The sequence below is a fragment of the Streptomyces sp. CB01881 genome (assembly GCF_002953255.1).
Taxonomy (GTDB): domain Bacteria; phylum Actinomycetota; class Actinomycetes; order Streptomycetales; family Streptomycetaceae; genus Kitasatospora.
In genome coordinates, this window is the sequence record NZ_CP026498.1 from 2,001,253 (window position 1) to 2,018,501 (window position 17,249).

Consider the following 17,249-nt stretch of genomic DNA (forward strand, 5'->3'; position numbering starts at 1 on the left):
ACGCTCCTGAAGGGACACACATCACCATGTCGACTTCCGCACACCGGAGAAACGTCCGCCGGGTCCTGGCCCTCGGCACCCTCGCCGCGCTCGCCCTCGGCGCCACCGCCTGCTCCTCCTCCGGCGGGGACCCGCTGGGCGGCGGCTCCTCGTCGGCGGCGGCCACCGGCGCGGGCTCCGGCTCCACCGTGGTGGTCGGCTCGGCGAACTTCCCCGAGAACGTGCTGCTCGGCTCGATCTACTCGCAGGCGCTCAAGGCCAAGGGCGTCAAGGTCGAGGAGAAGTTCAACATCGGCAGCCGCGAGGTGCTCTACGGGCAGCTGCAGAACGGCAGCCTCACCGTGCTGCCCGAGTACAACGGCGCGCTCCTCGCCTACCTGGGCGGCAAGGCGTCCGCGCCGACCAAGGAGGAGGTCAACGCCGCGCTGGCGAAGACCCTGCCGGCCTCGCTGGCACTCCTGGACTCCTCCCCCGCCGAAGACAAGGACACCCTGAGCGTCAGCCAGGAAACCGCCGACAAGTACGGCCTGAAGAGCATCGCCGACCTGGCCGCCAAGGCGGGCGAGCTCACCATCGGCGGTCCGCCGGAGTTCAAGAACCGCCAGGAGCAGCCGCTCAAGGACGTCTACGGGCTGTCCTTCAAGGAGTGGAAGCCGACCGGCGAGACCACCGCCAACGCGGTCAAGGACGGCACCATCCAGATCGGCAACGTCTTCTCCACCGACCCGAAGATCTCCCAGCTGAAGCTCGTGCCGCTGGCCGACCCGAAGGGCCTGTTCGGCGCGCAGAACGTCACGCCGCTGGTCAACAAGGCGGGGGTGGATGCCAAGGCCACGGCCGCGCTCAACGCGGTGTCGGCCAAGCTGGACACGGCGGGGCTGCTGACGCTGATGAAGAAGGTCGCCGTCGACAAGGAGGACCCGTCGGCGGTGGCCAAGGACTGGCTGAAGGCCAGCGGCCTGAGCTGAGCCCGGTCTCCTGCGGGCGGCGGCTCCGGGCCTGTCCCGAGCCGCCGCCCTCCCTCCCCGCTTCCGCTCCTGGCTTCCCGCTTCCGGATGCCCGCTCCCGGCTGCCCCCTGGCTGCCGCCCCGGTTCGCGCCCGGTTTCTCATTTCTGAGGATCTTCCCTTGGGCGGCGCGAACATGACAGTGTGGCGGGATGCGCACTCGTCTTCTCGCCGCCACCCTCACGGCATTCGCCGCGGTGAGTCTCGCCGCCTGCTCCAGCTCGGGCTCCGGCACCACCGCAGCCGGCAGCACCGCGAGCGGCACCCCCACCGCCTCGACCGCCGCCACCACACCCGCCGCCACCGCCGCGAGCACCCCCGCCACCGGCGACACCGCCGCGGCCACCCCGGGCACGCCGACCACCCCCGCCGCGGGCGCCTCCGACGGCCCGGCCCCCGGTGCCGCCACACCCGGCGCCCCCGACGCCCCCAACACCCAGGCGCCGTCCAAGCCCGCGCCGCCGGCCGACGCCGGACTGCCCACCAAGCCGGGCAGCGACGTCACCGCCAAGCTGGTCGCCGCCCTGGACGCGATCGACCCGGCGATCGTCGGCGGCAAGTCGGACCAGGCCGTCGACCGGGCCCGCACCCAGTGCCAGTCGATGTACCAGTTCCCCAAGGACCGGACCAAGCTGGTCGAGCTCGCCAACCAGCGCTTCACCGCGCCCGACCACCCCCAGGGCTTCGGCGACGAGAAGGCCGGAAAGATCCTCGACGCGCTGCGCGCCACCCTCTGCCCGCCGGCCTGAACAGACCGGGTGCCTGAGCAGGCCCGAGCGGGCCCGCTCACGCCACCCGATGAGCGGCCCGGTGTCCTGAGCTCCGGGCAGCCGTGGCCGCGCGCGACGCCCGCGCGCGGCCACGGCGCACCATGCCGCCGTTACCGCCGTTACCGCCGTACCGCCATGCCACTCGAACTCCCCTGCAGGGGGCCGCGAGGAACCGCAGCGCGGGCGGTCGCCGACGGGCTGGAGCACCGCCTCCCGCCGGCGGCTTGACGGGGCGCAGGCCGGCCGGAACGACGCCGGGTGAGACCCCCGGACTCGCAAGGCCTCCCACCCGGAAGGCCTCCCACTCGCCATGCCTGACGCCACATCAGGCACGCCGTTTCAGCACGCGAAGCAGGTCACGCGAAGCGCGAGCTGCGGACCGGGCCGCTGGAGCGGCAGCGGTCGCGCGGACCGGCCAGCCACCGGCGCCCGACGGCGCGGGCGAAGGCGGCCACCGCCTCGTCCGGGTCGGCCGGGGTCTCGCCGTCGCCGTCGCCGTCGTCGGGCGTCGGGTCGGCGGCGAGGATGTCCGCCGCCAACTCCTCGGCGGTGCGCCCGTCCGGCTCGCCGCCGAACGGCTCCCAGGGGGCACACACCGTCTGGCCGAGCAGGCCGCAGACGTCGGCGGCAGCGCCCGGCGGGCTGGTCCAGCACGTCGCGTGCTCGTACAGCACCTCACCGGGCGCACGCTCGCGCAGCAGGGCGACCAGTTCGTCGTCCACCTCCCCCAGGTCGTACGCCACCACGACGGAGTTCCCGGTGCCCGGCCGGTAGGGCTGCACGGGCAGGCCGAGCACCTCCGCGGCGGCCAGGCCGAGGGCACGGTCGGCGCGCCCCGGCAGCAGCGAGACCGAGTGCGGGCGGGTCCCGGTCGCCTCCAGCACCAGCCGCAGCCGCTCCAGCGCGCGGCGGCAGAGGCCGTAGTCGTCCTGGATGAACGCGTAGCGACCGGTCATGCCCGCGCTCCAGCCGTACGGCGAGAGCGTGGCCAGCAGGCCGCCGGTGAGGGTGAAGTGCCAGGCGCGCAGGGCCTGGTGGCCGAGTGGGTCAGGACCGCCGGGCCGTGTGGTGGCGACGACGGCGTCGGCGCGCTCCAGCGAGCGGCGCAGCCGGTCGGCGGCGGGCTGCCACCGCCCGGCGTCGGCGGGCAGGCGGTCGAAGTCCGCGCGGGCCGCGGCGGCGTCGCCGGCCATCAGGGCGTTGTAGGCGAGCAGGTAGCGCTCGGGCCAGTCGCGGAGCAGGGCGTCGTGTTCGCGCAGCACCGTGACGGCCTCGGCGTGCCGCTCCTCGTCCTCCAGGGCGGTGGCGAGTTCGGCGAGGACGGGCAGGCGCTGGTCGGTACGCCCGCGGCCCCGGGCGAACAGGCCGCGCTTCGGGGCGGCGGCCAGGCGCAGGGCCTCGGTGAGGGCGGGGACGGCCAGGAAGGCGGCGCCGCGTCCGACGCAGGCGTAGCCGTACTCGTAGAGCGCGACGGGGTCGGCGGGCGCGGCGACGAGGGCGCGGGCGGCTGCGGCGAGGTCCTCGAAGCCGCCGTCGACGGCGAGTCGTTCGACCAGCGGGGCGGCCTTGGCTGCGGGCACCTCCGTTGCGGCCGAGCGGAGTTCGCGCAGGGCCGCGTCCGGGTCGCCGGCCTCGACGAGGCTCCAGGCGGTCTCCAGCGGGGTCGTCGTCACAGGGTTTCCTCCAGGGGATCGAACGGGCGCGGGGCGAATGGGAGCAAGGCGTGCGGGAAGAGCGGCGGACGTCGGCCTCGCGGTCACCGGCATCGCGGCCACCGGCATCGCGGTCACCGGCATCGCGGACGACTCACCGCAGGCGGCCCGCCGCGGGCGGCGGGCGGCAAGGAGTTGGGCGCGAACAGCGAATCCGCCACGGCCCTCGGGGTTCCGGCTTCCGGCTTCCGGCTTCGGGTGCAGGTGCGGGCTTCGAGTGGCGGGTGGCGCGGGGCGCGGGGCGGGCCGTGTGTGGCCGGCGTCGGCGGGTGGGGCTCACCTGCCCGGGCGGCGGTCGCCCTTCCTGTTGAGGTCGCACATGGGAACGATCATGTCGAACGGCACCGTCGCCCGCAAGCGGATTGCCCGCCCCGCAACGGCCGGACCAGTACGCTGACGAACTGTCAGGACTCTTGACAGAGGACTGGTCTAGTCCAACCATAAGCATGTCGATCCGACCGGGATGCACTGTGGGGGTGTGACCACCGGCGGCTGAGGCACTGCCCTGCCCTGTTCCGCCCCGCCCCCGACCGCACCGTTCCGCATGCCCGCACACCGGCATGCCCGTTCCGCCGCGGCTCCCGCACGCCCCCACCCCCCGCAAGTCCGCAGGCCTGCAGGCCTGCGAGGTGCAACTCCGCAACGCCTCCATCCAGCAAGGCCGTTACCGAGCAAGACCGCACCTCCGCATTCCCGCAGCACCGCTCAGTACTTCACCAACGTCCTGCCCCACCACGTCTGTTGGAGAATCCATGCGTCTACGCAGAACGATCCAGGCCGCCCTGACCGCCTGTGCCACGCTGGTCGCGTCGGCCGGGCTGGTCGCCGCCGGGACGGGCCCGGCCGAGGCCGCGACCCCGCTGCCGAGCCGGGTGTTCGCCCCGTACTTCGAGTCCTGGACCGGCCAGAGCCCGGCGGCGCTGGCCGCGCAGTCCGGCGCCAAGCACCTGACGATGGCGTTCCTGCAGACCGCCACCAAGGGCTCGTGCACGCCGTACTGGAACGGCGACACCGGACTGCCGGTCGCCTCGTCCTCGTTCGGCGCCGACATCACCACCATCCGGGCGAACGGCGGCGACGTGATCCCGTCCTTCGGCGGCTACACCGCCGACAACACCGGCACCGAACTCGCCGACAGCTGCACGGACGTGAACCAGATCGCGGCCGCCTTCGAGAACGTCATCACCACCTACGACATCAGCCGGATCGACCTCGACATCGAGGACAACTCGCTGACCAACACCGCCGGCATCGACCGCCGCAACAAGGCGATCAAGCTGGTGCAGGACTGGGCGGCCGCCAACGGCCGTTCGGTCCAGTTCTCCTACACGCTGCCGACCACCACCAGTGGCCTCGCCTCCAGCGGCCTGGCGGTGCTGAAGAACGCGGTCGGCAACAACGCCCGGATCGACGTCGTCAACATGATGACCTTCGACTACTACGACAACGCCGCCCACGACATGGCCGCCGACACCCAGACCTCGGCGACCGGGCTCTACAACCAGCTGGCCAAGCTCTACCCGGCCAAGACCCCCGCCCAGCTGTGGGGTTCGATCGGCATCACCGAGATGGTCGGCATCGACGACTTCGGCGCGGCCGAGACCTTCACCGTCGCCAACGCCACCACCGTCTACAACTGGGCGGTCTCGAAGGGCATCAACACGCTCTCCTTCTGGGCCCTCCAACGTGACAACGGCGGCTGCCCGGGCACCGGCGGGCGGGACGACTGCTCGGGGATCAGCCAGGGCACCTGGGACTTCACCCACATCTTCGCGCCCTTCACCAGCAGCACCCCGGTGGGCAACGACTTCTCGGTCGCCGTGAACCCGAACTCCGGTACCGTCACCGCCGGTTCCTCCACCAGCACGACCGTCTCCACCGCCGTGACGGCCGGTTCCGCGCAGAGCGTCAACCTCACCGTCACCGGCGCCCCCGCCGGCGTCACCGCCACCGTCACCCCCGGCAGCGTCACCGCCGGCAACACCGCCACCCTCAACATCACCACCACCAGCGCCACCACGCCCGGCACCTACCCGCTGACCGTCACCGGCAGCGCCGCGTCCGGCACTCACACCGGCACCTACAACCTGACGGTCACCGGGGTCACCCCGCCCGGCGGCCTGGTCAACGGCGGCCTGGAGACCGGCGGCCTCGCCCCCTGGACCTGCCAGAGCGGCGGCGCGGTGGTCTCCACCCCGGCCCACTCCGGCTCCTACGCCCTCCAGGCGGCGGCCGGCGCCGGCCAGACCGGCCAGTGCTCGCAGACCGTGACGCTCCAGCCCAACACCTCGTACACGCTGAGCGGCTGGGTCCAGGGCAGCTACGCCTACCTCGGCGTGAGCGGCGGCGCCACCGCCAGCACCTGGACGAACGCCTCCGGCTGGACCAGGCTGAGCGTCCCGTTCACCACCGGTGCCTCCGGCACCGTCACGGTGCACCTGCACGGCTGGTACGGCCAGGGCAACGTCTACGGCGACGACTTCGCCATCGCCTGACCCGCCTGACCCGCCTGACCCGCCTGACCCGCCTGACCCGCCTGACAGCATCCTGCCCGACCCGGCAGGCCGCGCCCGGCGCGCAGTAGCCGACCACCCCGCCGGGGGTGCCGCGACCACCCGTCGCGGCACCCCCGGCGGCACGTTCTGCGGGAGGGGGTGAGCGGCCCGGGTCAGCCCGCCGCCGCGGCATCCGCGGCGTCCGGCGCCGGCCCGCGGCCGCAGAGCGCGAGGTAGCAGACGGCGGCGAGGACCGCGCAGACGAGGACGACGGTGGCGAGCAGGACCGCCGAGGGCGAGCCGCCGAGGCTGCTGAGCGGGGCGACGACGGCGCCGCAGACGAAGTTGCCGGTGCCGAGGAGGGCCGAGGCGGAGCCGGCGGCCTGCGGCGGGACGAGGCTCAGGGCCTGGGCGGCGGTGTTCGGGAGGATCACGCCGAGGCTGCCCATCAGCACGAACAGGGCCGAGCAGACCCCGGGCAGGCCGAAGTCCCAGACGGCGGTGACCAGGAGCAGCGCCACCCCGGCGACGATCGCCGCACCGAGCCCGGCGAGCATCAGCGCGCCAGGGGTGAAGCGCCGGGCGAGCACGCGGCCGTTCAGCTGGGTGACGGCGACGATGGCCAGCGAGTTGACGCCGAAGAGCAGGCTGTAGGTCTGCGGCGAGACGTGGTAGACGTGCTGGAGCACCACCGAGGAGCCGCTGATGTAGCCGAACAGCGAGCCGAAGGCAAAGGCGCTCGTCAGGACGAGGCCGAGGAACGGCAGGTTGCCCAGCAGGCCGCCCATGGTGCGCAGGGTGCCGGCGAGCCCGCCGCGGTGGCGGTCGGCGGGCGGCAGGGTCTCGCGCAGGGCGGCGAAGGCGATCAGGGTGAGCAGCAGGCCGAGGGCGGTGAGAGCGCCGAAGGTGCCGCGCCAGGAGGTCACGCGGAGCAGCTGCGCGCCGACGAGCGGGGCGAGGATCGGGGCGAGGCCGGAGATCAGGCTGACCGAGGCGAGGAAGCGGAGCATCGCGATGCCCTGGAAGCGGTCCCGGGCGACCGCGCGGCCGATGACCAGGCCCGCCGCCCCGGCGGCGCCCTGGACGAACCGGGCGGCGACCAGGACGGGCAGGGTGGGCGCGAACACGCAGACGACGCTGGCCACGGTGTAGACGACGAGGCCGACGAGCAGCGGCGGACGGCGGCCGAAGCGGTCGCTGAGCGGTCCGAGGATCAGCTGCCCGGCGGCCACGCCGAACATCGAGAACGTGAGGGTCAGCTGGACGGCCGCCGGCTCGACGGCGAGGTCCCCGGCGATCGCGGGCAGGCCGGGCAGGTAGAGGTCGGTGGTGAGCGGTCCGAGGGCGACCAGGCCGCCGAGGACGGCCACGGTGGCGCGGCCGGGGGCGGTGCCGGTGCGGCCGGAGCCGGCGCGGGTGGTGGAGGCGGTCGACGTCTCGCCGGCGGGGCCGGCGGTCGGACCAGGCATGGGGCTCCTCACGGGACGGTCGCTGGGTTGCTGCTCGCTCCGTCCTACCCCAGTGGGACCGGCCCGCGATACCCGGCCTTCGCCGCCCGGCCTTCGCGGCCCGGCCGGGCCACGCGCTCGGCCCGGGCCCGGTGCAGTGCCGGCCTCAGCACCCGGCCGGGGTCAGTGCTTGGCCGGCTGCCCCGCGCGCTGGGCGGCCTGGACGGCGGCGCCGTCCTGCCAGGCGTACAGCTGGTTGCCGGTCAGCGTGACGTTGTAGTGCCCGCAGCTGCCGGTGATCTTCGAGGCGACGCCCTCCGGGAACCACCCCGCCTTCAGGGTGGCCGGCACCGGGTGGGCGCTGCGGCCCGGCGTGGTGGTGGTGCAGCCCGCGGGCAGCCGGCCCTCCGCCAGGGTGGCGCGCAGCAGGCGGTCGTCGCCCGTGGTGGACCGCATGTACTGGACGGAGGACGCGTTGTCGGGCAGCCAGCCCGGCATCGTGTGCGCGCTCGCCTTGGCGGCGCTGCCGGTGGCGTAGGTGGCCTGCTCCTGGTGGCGGCCGTCGTACCACTCGGAGACCCGCGGGCCGACCGCCACGGCCGCGACGGCCACGACCATGCCCGTGCCCGCGATCCCGAGTGCGACCTTGCTCACGATGCCGTTCATGCCCCGCCCTGCCCTCTCCTGTCCGGTGCCACCGCTGCCGGTGTCCGCCGTCTGACGCGTTTGCGACGCCCGGTCTCCCGGGGTCACTCCATCCTGACCCGTCGTGGGCTGCCGGGGCGTCACCTGGAGGTCGCGGCCGTTCCTCCGACCGCAGGGGTACGGTCTCCACCTTCAGGGGGACACGCGGCTCCCCCCGCCTCAGGGTTCGCCGGCCCGGGCGGGGCCCCCGACAGCCCCTGTGACCAGCGCTTTCAGACGCCTGCCGGGACGGGTCGGGCGACCGGGAACGGGCGGCCGTCCAGAGTCCAGTGCGGGTCGATGGGCCGTCCGAGGGCCGCGTACACCTGGGCTGCGACGTCCGGGTGGCGGATCTCGCCGGCCGGTGGGGCGGCGGGGATGCCGGGGCCGGCGCAGGCCACCCAGGCGGTGCGCTCCTCGGGCGTGCGGCCGCCGTGGCCGCCCCCGTCGACGTGGCCGTGGTCGGTGACGACGATGACCGTCCACGCCTCGTCGGCGTGGCCGGCCCGGGCCCGGACGGCGTCGAGCAGCCGCCCGAGGCGCTGGTCGGCGGCGCGCATGGCGGCCCGGTACTCCTCGCCGCAGCCGAGGAAGTGGGCGGTCTCGTCGACGGCGCCGAGGTAGACGAAGGACGCCTCCGGGTCGGCGGTGGACAGGACGTGCACGGCCTCCCGGGTGACCTCCTCGTCCACGGCCTCCCAGGCCTCGGGGCTGTCCTCGGCGGGGGCGACGTAGGAGAGGCGGCCGGGGGCGCGGAACAGCGGGCCGCCGGACTCGTTGATCACCAGCGGGTCCCAGCCCGCGGCGACGAAGGTGCGCCGGCGGTCCTGCCGGGCGAGGCGGGTGGCGAAGTCGGGGAAGACGTCGAGCCGGTTGCCGGCCAGGTGGTTGCCCCAGACGCCGTGCTTGGCGGGCTCGACACCGGTGACGATGGTGGCCCAGCAGGGTCCGGACATGGTGGGCGTGGACTCCGCCACGGTGACGGGCGCCAGGAACCCGGCCTCGGCCACCTCCGCGAGCCTCGGCATCGGGACCTGCTCCAGCAGGTCGTACCGGACGCCGTCGATCCCGACGACGAGGACACGGGATCGGGGCGGCGGAGCTGTGGCCATGGTGAGGGGGTTCCTTTCGCGGTGCGCCCGGCCGCGCCCCGCAGGCGCCGCCGACCGCGACATGCTGCACCGCCCGGGGTACCGGTTGGTGTCCCCGGATGGAACGGGGGATGTCCGGCCGGTGGCAGGGGCCTGCCGGGCGGCGGGAGGACGGCGGGAGGCCGGCCGGGGCCCGTCAGCCGGCGGTGCGGACGAACCGGCGGTCGGCCGGGCGCAGCGCCGCGGCCGGGCCGGCGGCGCGCAGGACCACGTCCAGTACGCGGGCCGGATCGGCCGCGTAGCAGTGGGCGAACCACGGCAGGTTCGCCTCGACGACGGCCCAGCGCGCGACCGGGTCGTAGGGGTCGAGCAGGGGGCCGACGTCGAGGGCGACGGCGCTGGGCAGGCTCGCACCGGCGGCGGCCAGCAGCCGGCCGGCGAAGGCGGCGGCCCCGGGGGTGAGCGGGCCGGGGTCGAGCCGGCCGAAGCGGGCGTAGCGGCTGCCGGTGACGACCTCGCCGTCGAGGACGAAGAGCCGGTACTCGGTGCCGAACGTCACCGGGTCGCTCACCAGCACCGGGGTGTCGGGGCCGATCCGCTCGCCGTGGCGCGGCAGGCGGGAGCCGTCGGGATAGACGGCCGGCGGGAGGGACTTGTCGGCGGGCGGCTTCACGAAGGCGGGCCGGGTGAGCGTCCACGCCTCGGAGAGGGTGGTCAGCTCGATCCGGCGGCCGGTGAACTCCTCGGGCAGTCCGGGCAGCCAGTCGTCGGCGGGTTCGAGCAGGGCGAGGCCGAGCGGGCCGGCGACCCGGGCGGCGGCGAACGGGCCGCCGTACCAGTGGACGGGCCGCCCCGCCAGCCGGTCGACGGTGGCCGGGCCGGCGAGGACCGCGGTCTCCAGGCCGCGGGCGGCGGCGGCCTCGGCGAGCAGCACGGTGGTGCTCGTCGCCTGGGCCGAGGTGAGCAGCACGGGCGCACCGCCCTCCCGCACACCGCCCTCCCCCGCGCCGTCCGTCACGGCGCCGTCCGCCACGGCACGGGCGCTCACGGCACGGGCCGGAACTCGTGGACGACCTCGATGCGGCCGACGATGTGCCGGTTGAACTCGGGCAGCTCCTCGGCGGGCACCCAGAGTTCGAGGATGGTCCGGCCGCCGGCCTGCTGCACGGGGTAGCGGGCCAGGAAGGCGGTGTCCACCTCGAAGCAGGTGACGTAGCCGACGCCGGACGCGGGGACGTTCCAGTCGCGGGCGATCCGGATCGCGTAGTCCTCGTTGAGCACCGGGTAGAAGATCGGCTGGTCGGGCAGCCGGGGCGGCCAGGCGCGCCGGTCGGCGGCCTCGACCAGCGCCAACTCCTCCGGCCCGGTGGGCCGCCAGAGGGTCGTGGTCGGGGAGGTGGTGGGCGTCCGGCTGGTCATGGGGGGCGACGGTAGCCGGGCCGGTGCCGGCCCGGCCACCGGTTTTCGGGGCGCACCGGCCGTCAGCGGTAGGCCGACTCGCCGGTGATGGCCTCGCCGAGGACGAGGGTGTGGATCTCGCTGGTGCCCTCGTACGTGAGCACCGACTCCAGGTTGTTGGCGTGCCGCAGCACCGGGTACTCGGTGGTGATGCCGTTGGCGCCGAGTACGGTGCGGGCGCTGCGGGCGATCTCCAGCGCGGCGCGCACGTTGTTGAGCTTGCCGAAGCTGATGTGGGCCGGGCGGGCCGCGCCCTCGTCCTTGAGCCGGCCGATCCGCAGCGCGACCAGGTAGGCCTTCTCCACCTCCAGCATCATCTCGACCAGCTTCTGCTGGGTGAGCTGGAACCCGGCGATCGGGCGGTCGAACTGGACGCGGCTCTTCGCGTAGTCCAGCGCGGCGGTGTAGCAGTCGCGGGCGGCGCCGACGGTGCCCCAGAGGATGCCGTAGCGGGCCTCGTTGAGGGAGGAGAGCGGTCCGCGCAGGCCGGTCACGCCGGGCAGGACGGCGTCGGCGGGCAGCACGACCTCGTCGAAGGACAGCTCGCTGGTGACCGAGGCGCGCAGCGAGAGCTTCCCGTGCACGTCGGTGGCCGTGAAGCCGGGGGTGCCTGGCTCCACGAGGAAGCCGCGGACGCCGTCCTCGGTCTGCGCCCAGACGACGGCGACGTCGGAGATGCTGCCGTTGGTGATCCACATCTTGGAGCCGGAGAGCACCCAGTCGGCGCCTTCGCCGGCGCCCTTGCGGCGGGCGCGGGTGCGCATGTTGGCCGGGTCGGAGCCGAAGTCGGGCTCGGTGAGGCCGAAGCAGCCGATGAGCTCGCCGGCGGCCATGCCGGGCAGCCAGCGCTGCTTCTGCTCCTCGGACCCGTAGGCGTGGATCGAGCGCATCGCCAGCGAGCCCTGGACGGAGACGAAGCTGCGCAGCCCGGAGTCGGCTGCCTCCAGTTCCATGCAGGCGACGCCGTAGGCGACGGCGGTGGAGCCGGTGCAGCCGTAGCCGTCGAGGTGCATGCCGAGCACACCGAGGGCGCCCAGTTCGGGGGCGAGTTCGCGGGCCGGGAAGACACCGCGCTCGAACCAGTCGCCGAGGTGCGGGCGGATCCGCTCCTCGGTGAACTTCCTGACGGTGTCGCGGATCAGCCGCTCCTCGTCGGTGAGCAGGTCACCGACGGCGAGCAGGTCGGCCGGGTCGATCCGGTTCGGCTTCGCCATTGAAGCTCCTTGTCGTGCTTGTAGTCTCGGCGGTCACCGGTCCGGGCCGGTGGCGTCCGGGCCGGTCGGGGTGCCGCTCCGGGGCCGGCGGGGGTACCGGCCGTCGCGGGTACCGGCGAGTATTCCGCACGGGGCCCGGCTCCGGACGGTCCGAGGCGAGGGAGTGAGCATGTACACAGTCGAGCTGTTGACGGCGGAGCAACTGGCGGACGCGTCGGGGCGGCTTGCCGGGCTGCTGGTGGACACCGTCGACGGCGGCGCCTCGCTCGGCTTCCTCGCCCCGCTCGACCACGACGCTGCGGCCGCCTGGTGGCGTTCGCTGGTCCCGGACGTCGCGGCCGGACGGCTGCTGCTCTGGGTGGCCCGCGCGGACGAGCACGGCGGGAACGGCACGGACGCCGGGGGCACCGGCACGGAGGACGCCGGGGGCGCGGGCCGGATCGCCGGGACGGTGCAGCTGCGTCCCGCGGCGCCCGCGAACGGCCGTCACCGCGGCGAGGTGGCCAAGCTGATGGTCGATCCGAGGGACCGCGGGCAGGGCCTGGCCGGCCGGCTGCTCGCCGCCCTGGAGTCGGCCGCCGCCCGGCGCGGCATCCGGCTGCTGGTGCTGGACACCGAGACGGACAGCCCCGCCGAGCGGATGTACGAGGCCGCGGGCTGGACCAGGGTCGGCACGGTGCCCGACTACGCGACCGACCCGGCGGGCGTCCCGCACCCGACCACCATCTTCTTCAAGGCGCCCGCCCCGGCGGTGCCTTCGCCCGTCTCGGTAGGATGACCGCTTCCGCAGGCTTCGGAAGCTGAACTGAGGGGTGGGGCATGGCGCGCTGGGCACTGGTCGTCCAGGAGACCACGGGCGTCGGCAACGACCGGATCTGGGGCACCAACGTGCTCGCCGAGATCGAGGGCAGCCGCGAGGAGGCGCTCGCCGAGCTGAAGCGGCTCGTCCCGACGTACACGCCGCAGCACCCGTTCAACCCCCGCCAGCGCACCGTCCTGCGGGACGGCGACACCTACCTGCTGATCTCCAAGGGCAGCATGCGGGACTACCACTGCGTGTTCAAGGCGTGGGAGCTGCTCTGGGACAGCAAGCGGCCCGAGATCCAGCAGGAGCGCCTGGCCGACGGCGCCACCGGCTGAGTCCCGGGCCGCGGCGCTCCGGGCCGTGCTCAGGCGGGCGGGTCCGAACGGCTGCGGAGTTGAAGCCCGCTTGGGGTCAAGGGCCGGGAGGGCGGTGGCGGCAGGCGCCCTGTCAGGCGATCCCGCAGAGCCGGAGCACCGCCGTGGTCGCGGCACCGGCCACCACCACGACCGGGAACGGCGCGCGGCGCAGCGCGAGCACCCCGGCGACCAGCACGCCGGCCGGCCGGGCCCAGCCGGCGAAGCCGTGGCCCTGGGTGAGGGCGCCGGTGGCGACCAAGGCGACGAGCAGCACGGCGGCGGCGACCGCGAGCAGGTGGCGCAGCCGGTCGGACAGGGTGAGGCGGTGGCCGAGGGCGGGTCCGGCGATCCGGAACGCGTAGGTGCCGACGGCCAGCAGGAGGACGGCGAGCAGGGGCATCAGCGGACCTCTTCGGCGATCGGCGCGGACGGCCGGCGGGTGACCGGGTGGTCGTCGGACGGGTGCCGGGCGGAGGACCGACGGGCGGACGACCCCTCCGTGGGCCGGCCGCCGCCCTCGCCCTGCTCCTCCGCCGGGCGGGCGTGGCCCCGGCCGGCGAACAGCAGGCCGAGGAGGGAGAGCAGGACGGGCAGCCCGGCCGGCAGGTACGGGGTGGCGGCCACCGCGACGACGGCGCCGGCCAGGGCGGCGGCGCGGGTGCGGCGGTCGGTGAGCGAGGGCAGGACGAGGGCGAGCAGGACGGCGGGGAAGGCGGCGTCGAGCCCGAGCGCGTCGGTGTCGCCGATCAGACCGCCGGCGGCGGCGCCGAGGACGACGGCGACGTTCCAGACCACGAACAGGGCGACGCCGCAGACCCAGAACGCCGCCCGGCGGCCGCGCCGGTCGGGCTGGAGCAGGACGAAGGCGGCGGACTCGTCGGTCAGCACGTGTGCGCCGAGCAGCCGGCGCCACCAGGGTCCGTCGAGCACGTCGGCGACGGTGAAGCCGAACGGCAGCAGGCGGGCGTTGAGGACGAGGCCGGTGGCGACGGCGGCGAGCGCGCCGCCGCCGGAGAGGACGATTCCGACGGCCGCGAACTGCGAGCCTCCGGCGAAGACCAGCAAGGACATCGCGATCGGTACCCAGAGCGGCAGGCCGCCGGACACACTCATGGCACCGAAGGAGGCGCCGACGAGGGCGTCGGCAAGGCAGACCAGAGCGATGTCGCGCAGCGTGGAACGGTCGAGTGTTCGGAAGAGCGAACGCATGTCCAGTAGAGTGAACCCGATGGCTGTCGTTCGTCAAGGCGAACGCGTGGACCTGTGGAGCGAACGCGGATGAGTGTGGGCAGCAGCGGCACCGGCAGTGACAGCGGCAGGAGCGGGACGGGCGGGCCGACGGCGTCCGGCGTGGAGCTGATCGGCCTGATCGCCGCCTCGATCCGGCGCGAGCGCGAGCGCAGCGGGCTGTCGATGGCCGAGCTGGCCCGGCGCGCGGGCATCGCCAAGTCGACGCTCTCCCAGCTGGAGTCGGGCGCGGGCAACCCCAGCGTGGAGACGCTCTGGGCGCTCGGCGCCGCGCTCAACGTGCCGTTCAGCCGGCTGGTCGACCCGCCCCGCCCGGCGGTCAGGGTGATCCGGGCCGGCGAGGGCCCGGTGACCCACTCCGAGCGCGCCGACTACGCGGCCACCGTGCTCTCCTCCTGCCCGCCGAACGCCCGGCGCGACATCTACCGGATCGAGGCGCAGCCGGGCGAGACCCGGGCCTCCGACCCGCACATGCCCGGCACCGTCGAGCACGTGATGATCGGCGCGGGCCGGGCACTGGCCGGGCCGACGGAGGAGCCGGTCGAGCTGGGCCCGGGCGACTACGTCAGCTACCCGGGCGACGCCCCGCACGTCTTCCGTGCCCTCGCCCCCGACACCCTGGCCGTGATCGTCATGGAACACATCTGACGTCTCCGGCACGCCGCCACCACGGCGCGCCCCGCATCGACGCACGCCGGTAGCGACGACCCACGCCGGTGGCGACGTACGTCCGCATCGACGCACGCCGGTAGCGACGTACGCCCGCATCGACGTGCCGCTACGTCAACAGCCGGTCCAGGAAGGGGTTCCCGAACACCCGGTACGGGTCGTGGCGGTCCAGTACGGCGACCGCCTCGTCCCAGCCGGGGCCGCCGCCGTCACGGAGGCTGGCCGGGATGACCCGGCCGAGCACGTCGGGGTCGGCCCAGGCGGCGTCCGCGGTGTAGGCCCAGCCCTTGGACCACTCGACGCGCAGCCCGGCGCGGGTGCCGTCGAAGGTGCGCAGCAGGAACTGTTCGAGGTCGCGGGCGAAGCGGTGCAGCCCGGGCGTGCCCGGGAACGCGAGGACGTCGAGCCAGACGGCGGTGTCCCACTCGGGGTGGTCGGGGCGCGGGCGCAGCGCGGAGAGCAGCGGCGGCCGGGCGCCGGGCACCCCGCACGAGGCGGGGTCGTCCAGGCCGGTGACCCGGATCTCGACCGCGCCGTTCACCGGGAACTCGCCGCGTGCCCGGTACTCGTCGAGCAACTGCCGGTAGTGGTCGGCGAATTCGGCGAGCACCCACTGCAGGTCGGCGCGCCGGGTGAGAACGGCGTAGCCGTTGGCGGTGACCCGCAGGGTGGTGGGGCGGACGTACTGCATCAGGGTGCGGGAGGGGCCCCAGAGGTCGGACCTCAGGCCTCCGCCGAGCAGGTGGGTGAGCACTTCGCCGGTGAGCAGGTCGCGGATCAGGCCGCCGGAGAGCAGCACGTCGGTGATGTCCCCGGTGAGTGCCACCTTGGCCACCAGGTACTGGAGTTGGCCGAAGAGCGGGGCCGATGCCCAGGCGCCGGTCACGAGTTGGCCGGCGAGACGGGCGACAGGTTCCGGAATGATGTCGGAGAACGGGAAGTTGTACGGCTCCTCGACGGCCCGGGAGCCGAACGGGCGGTCCGGGGCGACGGTCCAGGTCTTCAGCCAGGGGTGGTCGGTGTAGGCGAACCAGATCGCCTCGGCGCGGCCGTCGCGCTCGACGAAGTCGGCGAAGGTGCGCGGGCGCCGGCCGAGGATGCCTGTGCTGCCCGGACGGGCGAAGAGTTCACTCGCCGGGATGTCCAGCCTGCTGACGCAGCGCAGTGGCCGGTCGGCACCGGCCCGGAGCACGACCTCCGTGACGAAGGCCCGGCCGAGGTGGACCAGGAAGGCGGCGCTGTCCGCCTCGGCGCGCTCGAAGGTGCGCAGGGTGTGGCGGCCGGTTCCCGGGTCGTGGACGACGGCGGTCAGCCGGGTGACCTGGTTGCTGAGCGAGCCGTAGCCGTGGCCGGGCGGGCGGGTCTCGCCGGCGGCGGGGACGGCAGTGCCGTGGCCGCCGATGGCGAGCACCCCGCCGACGGTCAGTTCGCCGGGCGCGGGGCAGTTGGCGACGCCGAGGCCGCGGCCGGCCAGGTGGGCGAGCAGGTCCTCCATGGTGGCGCCGGTCTGGACCCGGACGGTGTCCGGCGAGTCGGCGGTGATCGCGGTGAGGTGGCTGGTGGTGTCCAGCAGCAGGACGCGGGCCGCCTCGGGGGTGCCGTCGGCGACGGTGAGCGGGGCCCAGGTGTGCCGGTACCCCTGGGCGCGCAGCCGCCAACCGTTGGCGCGGGCCCAGTCGGCGAGCGGCGGCACCTCCTCGGGCGTACGCGGGGCGCAGGTCCAGAGCTGGTCGGTGCGGACCTCGCCGGACCAGTTCTGGTAGACCCGCTGGTACAGCTCGGTGCCGTCGGGCAGTCCGGGCGGTGCCGGGGTGGTGGCCTGCGCGTGGTCCGGTCCGATCGTGCCGCGCAGCAGCCAGGCGGCTCCGCCGAGTGCGGCCGAGGCGCCGAGCAGCTCACGCCTGCTCAGGCCGTTCCGCCCCCGCTCCCGCTCCCGGGGCCCGCCGCCCGGTTCGTCGCGGAGCCCGTCACCGCTCCCACCACCGTGCCCGTCGCCGGGCCCGTCGCCGTGTCGTCGTGTTTCCGTCATGCCCGCCCCCTGGGTGGTGACCGCGCCCGCGCGTCCTGCGCCGGGCGCCGGCGTCGTCGAGACCGCCGCCGTGATCGCCGTCGTGACCGTTCCCCCGATCCGCGTACGAGCGTACGAAGCCGGGGCGGCGGAGCGGCCGCCTACGGGCCCGCGAGCCGCGTTCTTCACCCGTTCGAATGAAGGTTGCCCGATTCGCCGACCCGCCCCTAGGTTGATCGTGATCGCCGTCCCCTGATCGCCCCCCGATCGCCCCCGGAGGCCCCG

General features: G+C 74.6%; 16 protein-coding genes. 6 read left to right on the forward strand and 10 right to left on the reverse strand.

The genetic code is table 11. The features are described from left to right. Nucleotides 1–26 precede the first annotated feature (26 nt). The gene (locus tag C2142_RS08785) at nucleotides 27–968 is read left to right on the forward strand and encodes an ABC transporter substrate-binding protein (protein ID WP_148641872.1); all 942 of its coding nucleotides are present in this window, start codon (nucleotides 27–29) and stop codon (nucleotides 966–968) included. A gap of 190 nt (nucleotides 969–1,158) precedes the next feature. Next, entirely contained in the window at nucleotides 1,159–1,755 is a 597-nt protein-coding gene (locus tag C2142_RS08790) for a hypothetical protein (protein ID WP_194235763.1), read from the forward strand. A gap of 377 nt (nucleotides 1,756–2,132) precedes the next feature. On the opposite strand, the gene C2142_RS08795 is transcribed toward C2142_RS08790, so the two are convergent. Then, a complete protein-coding gene (locus C2142_RS08795) occupies nucleotides 2,133–3,449 on the reverse strand; it encodes a hypothetical protein (RefSeq protein ID WP_148641873.1) in 1,317 nt (438 codons plus the stop codon). Between the two features lie 791 nt (nucleotides 3,450–4,240). Here C2142_RS08795 and C2142_RS08800 point away from each other — a divergent pair. Continuing rightward, nucleotides 4,241–5,983 (forward strand): glycosyl hydrolase family 18 protein, encoded by a 1,743-nt coding sequence (locus C2142_RS08800; RefSeq protein WP_148641874.1) that lies wholly within the window; start codon nucleotides 4,241–4,243, stop codon nucleotides 5,981–5,983. A gap of 173 nt (nucleotides 5,984–6,156) precedes the next feature. On the opposite strand, the gene C2142_RS08805 is transcribed toward C2142_RS08800, so the two are convergent. The 6 genes from C2142_RS08805 to C2142_RS08830 form a co-directional block, all read right to left on the reverse strand. Then, nucleotides 6,157–7,452, reverse strand: a complete 1,296-nt coding sequence (locus tag C2142_RS08805; protein ID WP_148641875.1) for a multidrug effflux MFS transporter — start codon at nucleotides 7,450–7,452, stop codon at nucleotides 6,157–6,159. 162 nt (nucleotides 7,453–7,614) lie between these two features. Beyond that, on the reverse strand, nucleotides 7,615–8,085 hold the full coding sequence (locus C2142_RS08810) for a hypothetical protein (protein ID WP_241002460.1): 471 nt from the start codon (nucleotides 8,083–8,085) through the stop codon (nucleotides 7,615–7,617). Nucleotides 8,086–8,348: 263 nt separating this feature from the next. Next, entirely contained in the window at nucleotides 8,349–9,227 is an 879-nt protein-coding gene (locus tag C2142_RS08815) for an alkaline phosphatase family protein (protein ID WP_148641878.1), read from the reverse strand. A gap of 175 nt (nucleotides 9,228–9,402) precedes the next feature. Next, a complete protein-coding gene (locus C2142_RS08820; RefSeq protein WP_241003150.1) occupies nucleotides 9,403–10,107 on the reverse strand; it encodes an ATP-grasp domain-containing protein in 705 nt (234 codons plus the stop codon). 143 nt (nucleotides 10,108–10,250) lie between these two features. Then, a complete protein-coding gene (locus C2142_RS08825) occupies nucleotides 10,251–10,625 on the reverse strand; it encodes an ADP-ribosylation/crystallin J1 (protein WP_162002427.1) in 375 nt (124 codons plus the stop codon). Between the two features lie 62 nt (nucleotides 10,626–10,687). Continuing rightward, on the reverse strand, nucleotides 10,688–11,878 hold the full coding sequence (locus C2142_RS08830; protein WP_148641880.1) for an acyl-CoA dehydrogenase family protein: 1,191 nt from the start codon (nucleotides 11,876–11,878) through the stop codon (nucleotides 10,688–10,690). A gap of 169 nt (nucleotides 11,879–12,047) precedes the next feature. On the opposite strand from C2142_RS08830, the gene C2142_RS08835 reads away from it, so the two are divergent. Both C2142_RS08835 and C2142_RS08840 read left to right on the forward strand, forming a co-directional pair. Next, entirely contained in the window at nucleotides 12,048–12,656 is a 609-nt protein-coding gene (locus C2142_RS08835) for a GNAT family N-acetyltransferase (RefSeq protein ID WP_148641881.1), read from the forward strand. A gap of 41 nt (nucleotides 12,657–12,697) precedes the next feature. Further along, the gene (locus C2142_RS08840) at nucleotides 12,698–13,018 is read left to right on the forward strand and encodes a hypothetical protein (RefSeq protein ID WP_148641882.1); all 321 of its coding nucleotides are present in this window, start codon (nucleotides 12,698–12,700) and stop codon (nucleotides 13,016–13,018) included. 112 nt (nucleotides 13,019–13,130) lie between these two features. Here the strand turns inward: C2142_RS08840 and C2142_RS08845 are convergent, their stop codons facing one another. Both C2142_RS08845 and C2142_RS08850 read right to left on the reverse strand, forming a co-directional pair. Continuing rightward, entirely contained in the window at nucleotides 13,131–13,439 is a 309-nt protein-coding gene (locus tag C2142_RS08845) for an AzlD domain-containing protein (protein ID WP_174315600.1), read from the reverse strand. Next, complete coding sequence (locus C2142_RS08850) at nucleotides 13,439–14,248, reverse strand: AzlC family ABC transporter permease (protein WP_148641883.1); 810 nt, start codon at nucleotides 14,246–14,248, stop codon at nucleotides 13,439–13,441. Before C2142_RS08850 ends, C2142_RS08845 begins: the two co-directional genes overlap by 1 nt. Nucleotides 14,249–14,317: 69 nt before the next feature. Here C2142_RS08850 and C2142_RS08855 point away from each other — a divergent pair, with 69 nt between their 5' ends. Then, nucleotides 14,318–14,935: an XRE family transcriptional regulator gene (locus C2142_RS08855; RefSeq protein WP_148641884.1), complete on the forward strand. Its 618-nt coding sequence runs from the start codon at nucleotides 14,318–14,320 to the stop codon at nucleotides 14,933–14,935. Between the two features lie 130 nt (nucleotides 14,936–15,065). On the opposite strand, the gene C2142_RS08860 is transcribed toward C2142_RS08855, so the two are convergent. Continuing rightward, nucleotides 15,066–16,985: a cholesterol oxidase substrate-binding domain-containing protein gene (locus tag C2142_RS08860; protein ID WP_148641885.1), complete on the reverse strand. Its 1,920-nt coding sequence runs from the start codon at nucleotides 16,983–16,985 to the stop codon at nucleotides 15,066–15,068. Between the last annotated feature and the right edge of the window lie 264 nt (nucleotides 16,986–17,249).

Bases quoted from the DNA above. Each gene is read 5' to 3' on its own strand.
- C2142_RS08785 (WP_148641872.1), top strand. From the start codon at position 27: ATGTCGACTTCCGCACACCGGAGAAACGTCCGCCGGGTCCTGGCCCTC.
- C2142_RS08790 (WP_194235763.1), top strand. From the start codon at position 1,159: ATGCGCACTCGTCTTCTCGCCGCCACCCTCACGGCATTCGCCGCGGTG.
- C2142_RS08800 (WP_148641874.1), top strand. From the start codon at position 4,241: ATGCGTCTACGCAGAACGATCCAGGCCGCCCTGACCGCCTGTGCCACG.
- C2142_RS08805 (WP_148641875.1), bottom strand. From the start codon at position 7,452: ATGCCTGGTCCGACCGCCGGCCCCGCCGGCGAGACGTCGACCGCCTCC.
- C2142_RS08815 (WP_148641878.1), bottom strand. From the start codon at position 9,227: ATGGCCACAGCTCCGCCGCCCCGATCCCGTGTCCTCGTCGTCGGGATC.
- C2142_RS08825 (WP_162002427.1), bottom strand. From the start codon at position 10,625: ATGACCAGCCGGACGCCCACCACCTCCCCGACCACGACCCTCTGGCGG.
- C2142_RS08830 (WP_148641880.1), bottom strand. From the start codon at position 11,878: ATGGCGAAGCCGAACCGGATCGACCCGGCCGACCTGCTCGCCGTCGGT.
- C2142_RS08835 (WP_148641881.1), top strand. From the start codon at position 12,048: ATGTACACAGTCGAGCTGTTGACGGCGGAGCAACTGGCGGACGCGTCG.
- C2142_RS08840 (WP_148641882.1), top strand. From the start codon at position 12,698: ATGGCGCGCTGGGCACTGGTCGTCCAGGAGACCACGGGCGTCGGCAAC.
- C2142_RS08845 (WP_174315600.1), bottom strand. From the start codon at position 13,439: ATGCCCCTGCTCGCCGTCCTCCTGCTGGCCGTCGGCACCTACGCGTTC.
- C2142_RS08850 (WP_148641883.1), bottom strand. From the start codon at position 14,248: ATGCGTTCGCTCTTCCGAACACTCGACCGTTCCACGCTGCGCGACATC.
- C2142_RS08855 (WP_148641884.1), top strand. From the start codon at position 14,318: ATGAGTGTGGGCAGCAGCGGCACCGGCAGTGACAGCGGCAGGAGCGGG.
- C2142_RS08860 (WP_148641885.1), bottom strand. From the start codon at position 16,985: ATGACGGAAACACGACGACACGGCGACGGGCCCGGCGACGGGCACGGT.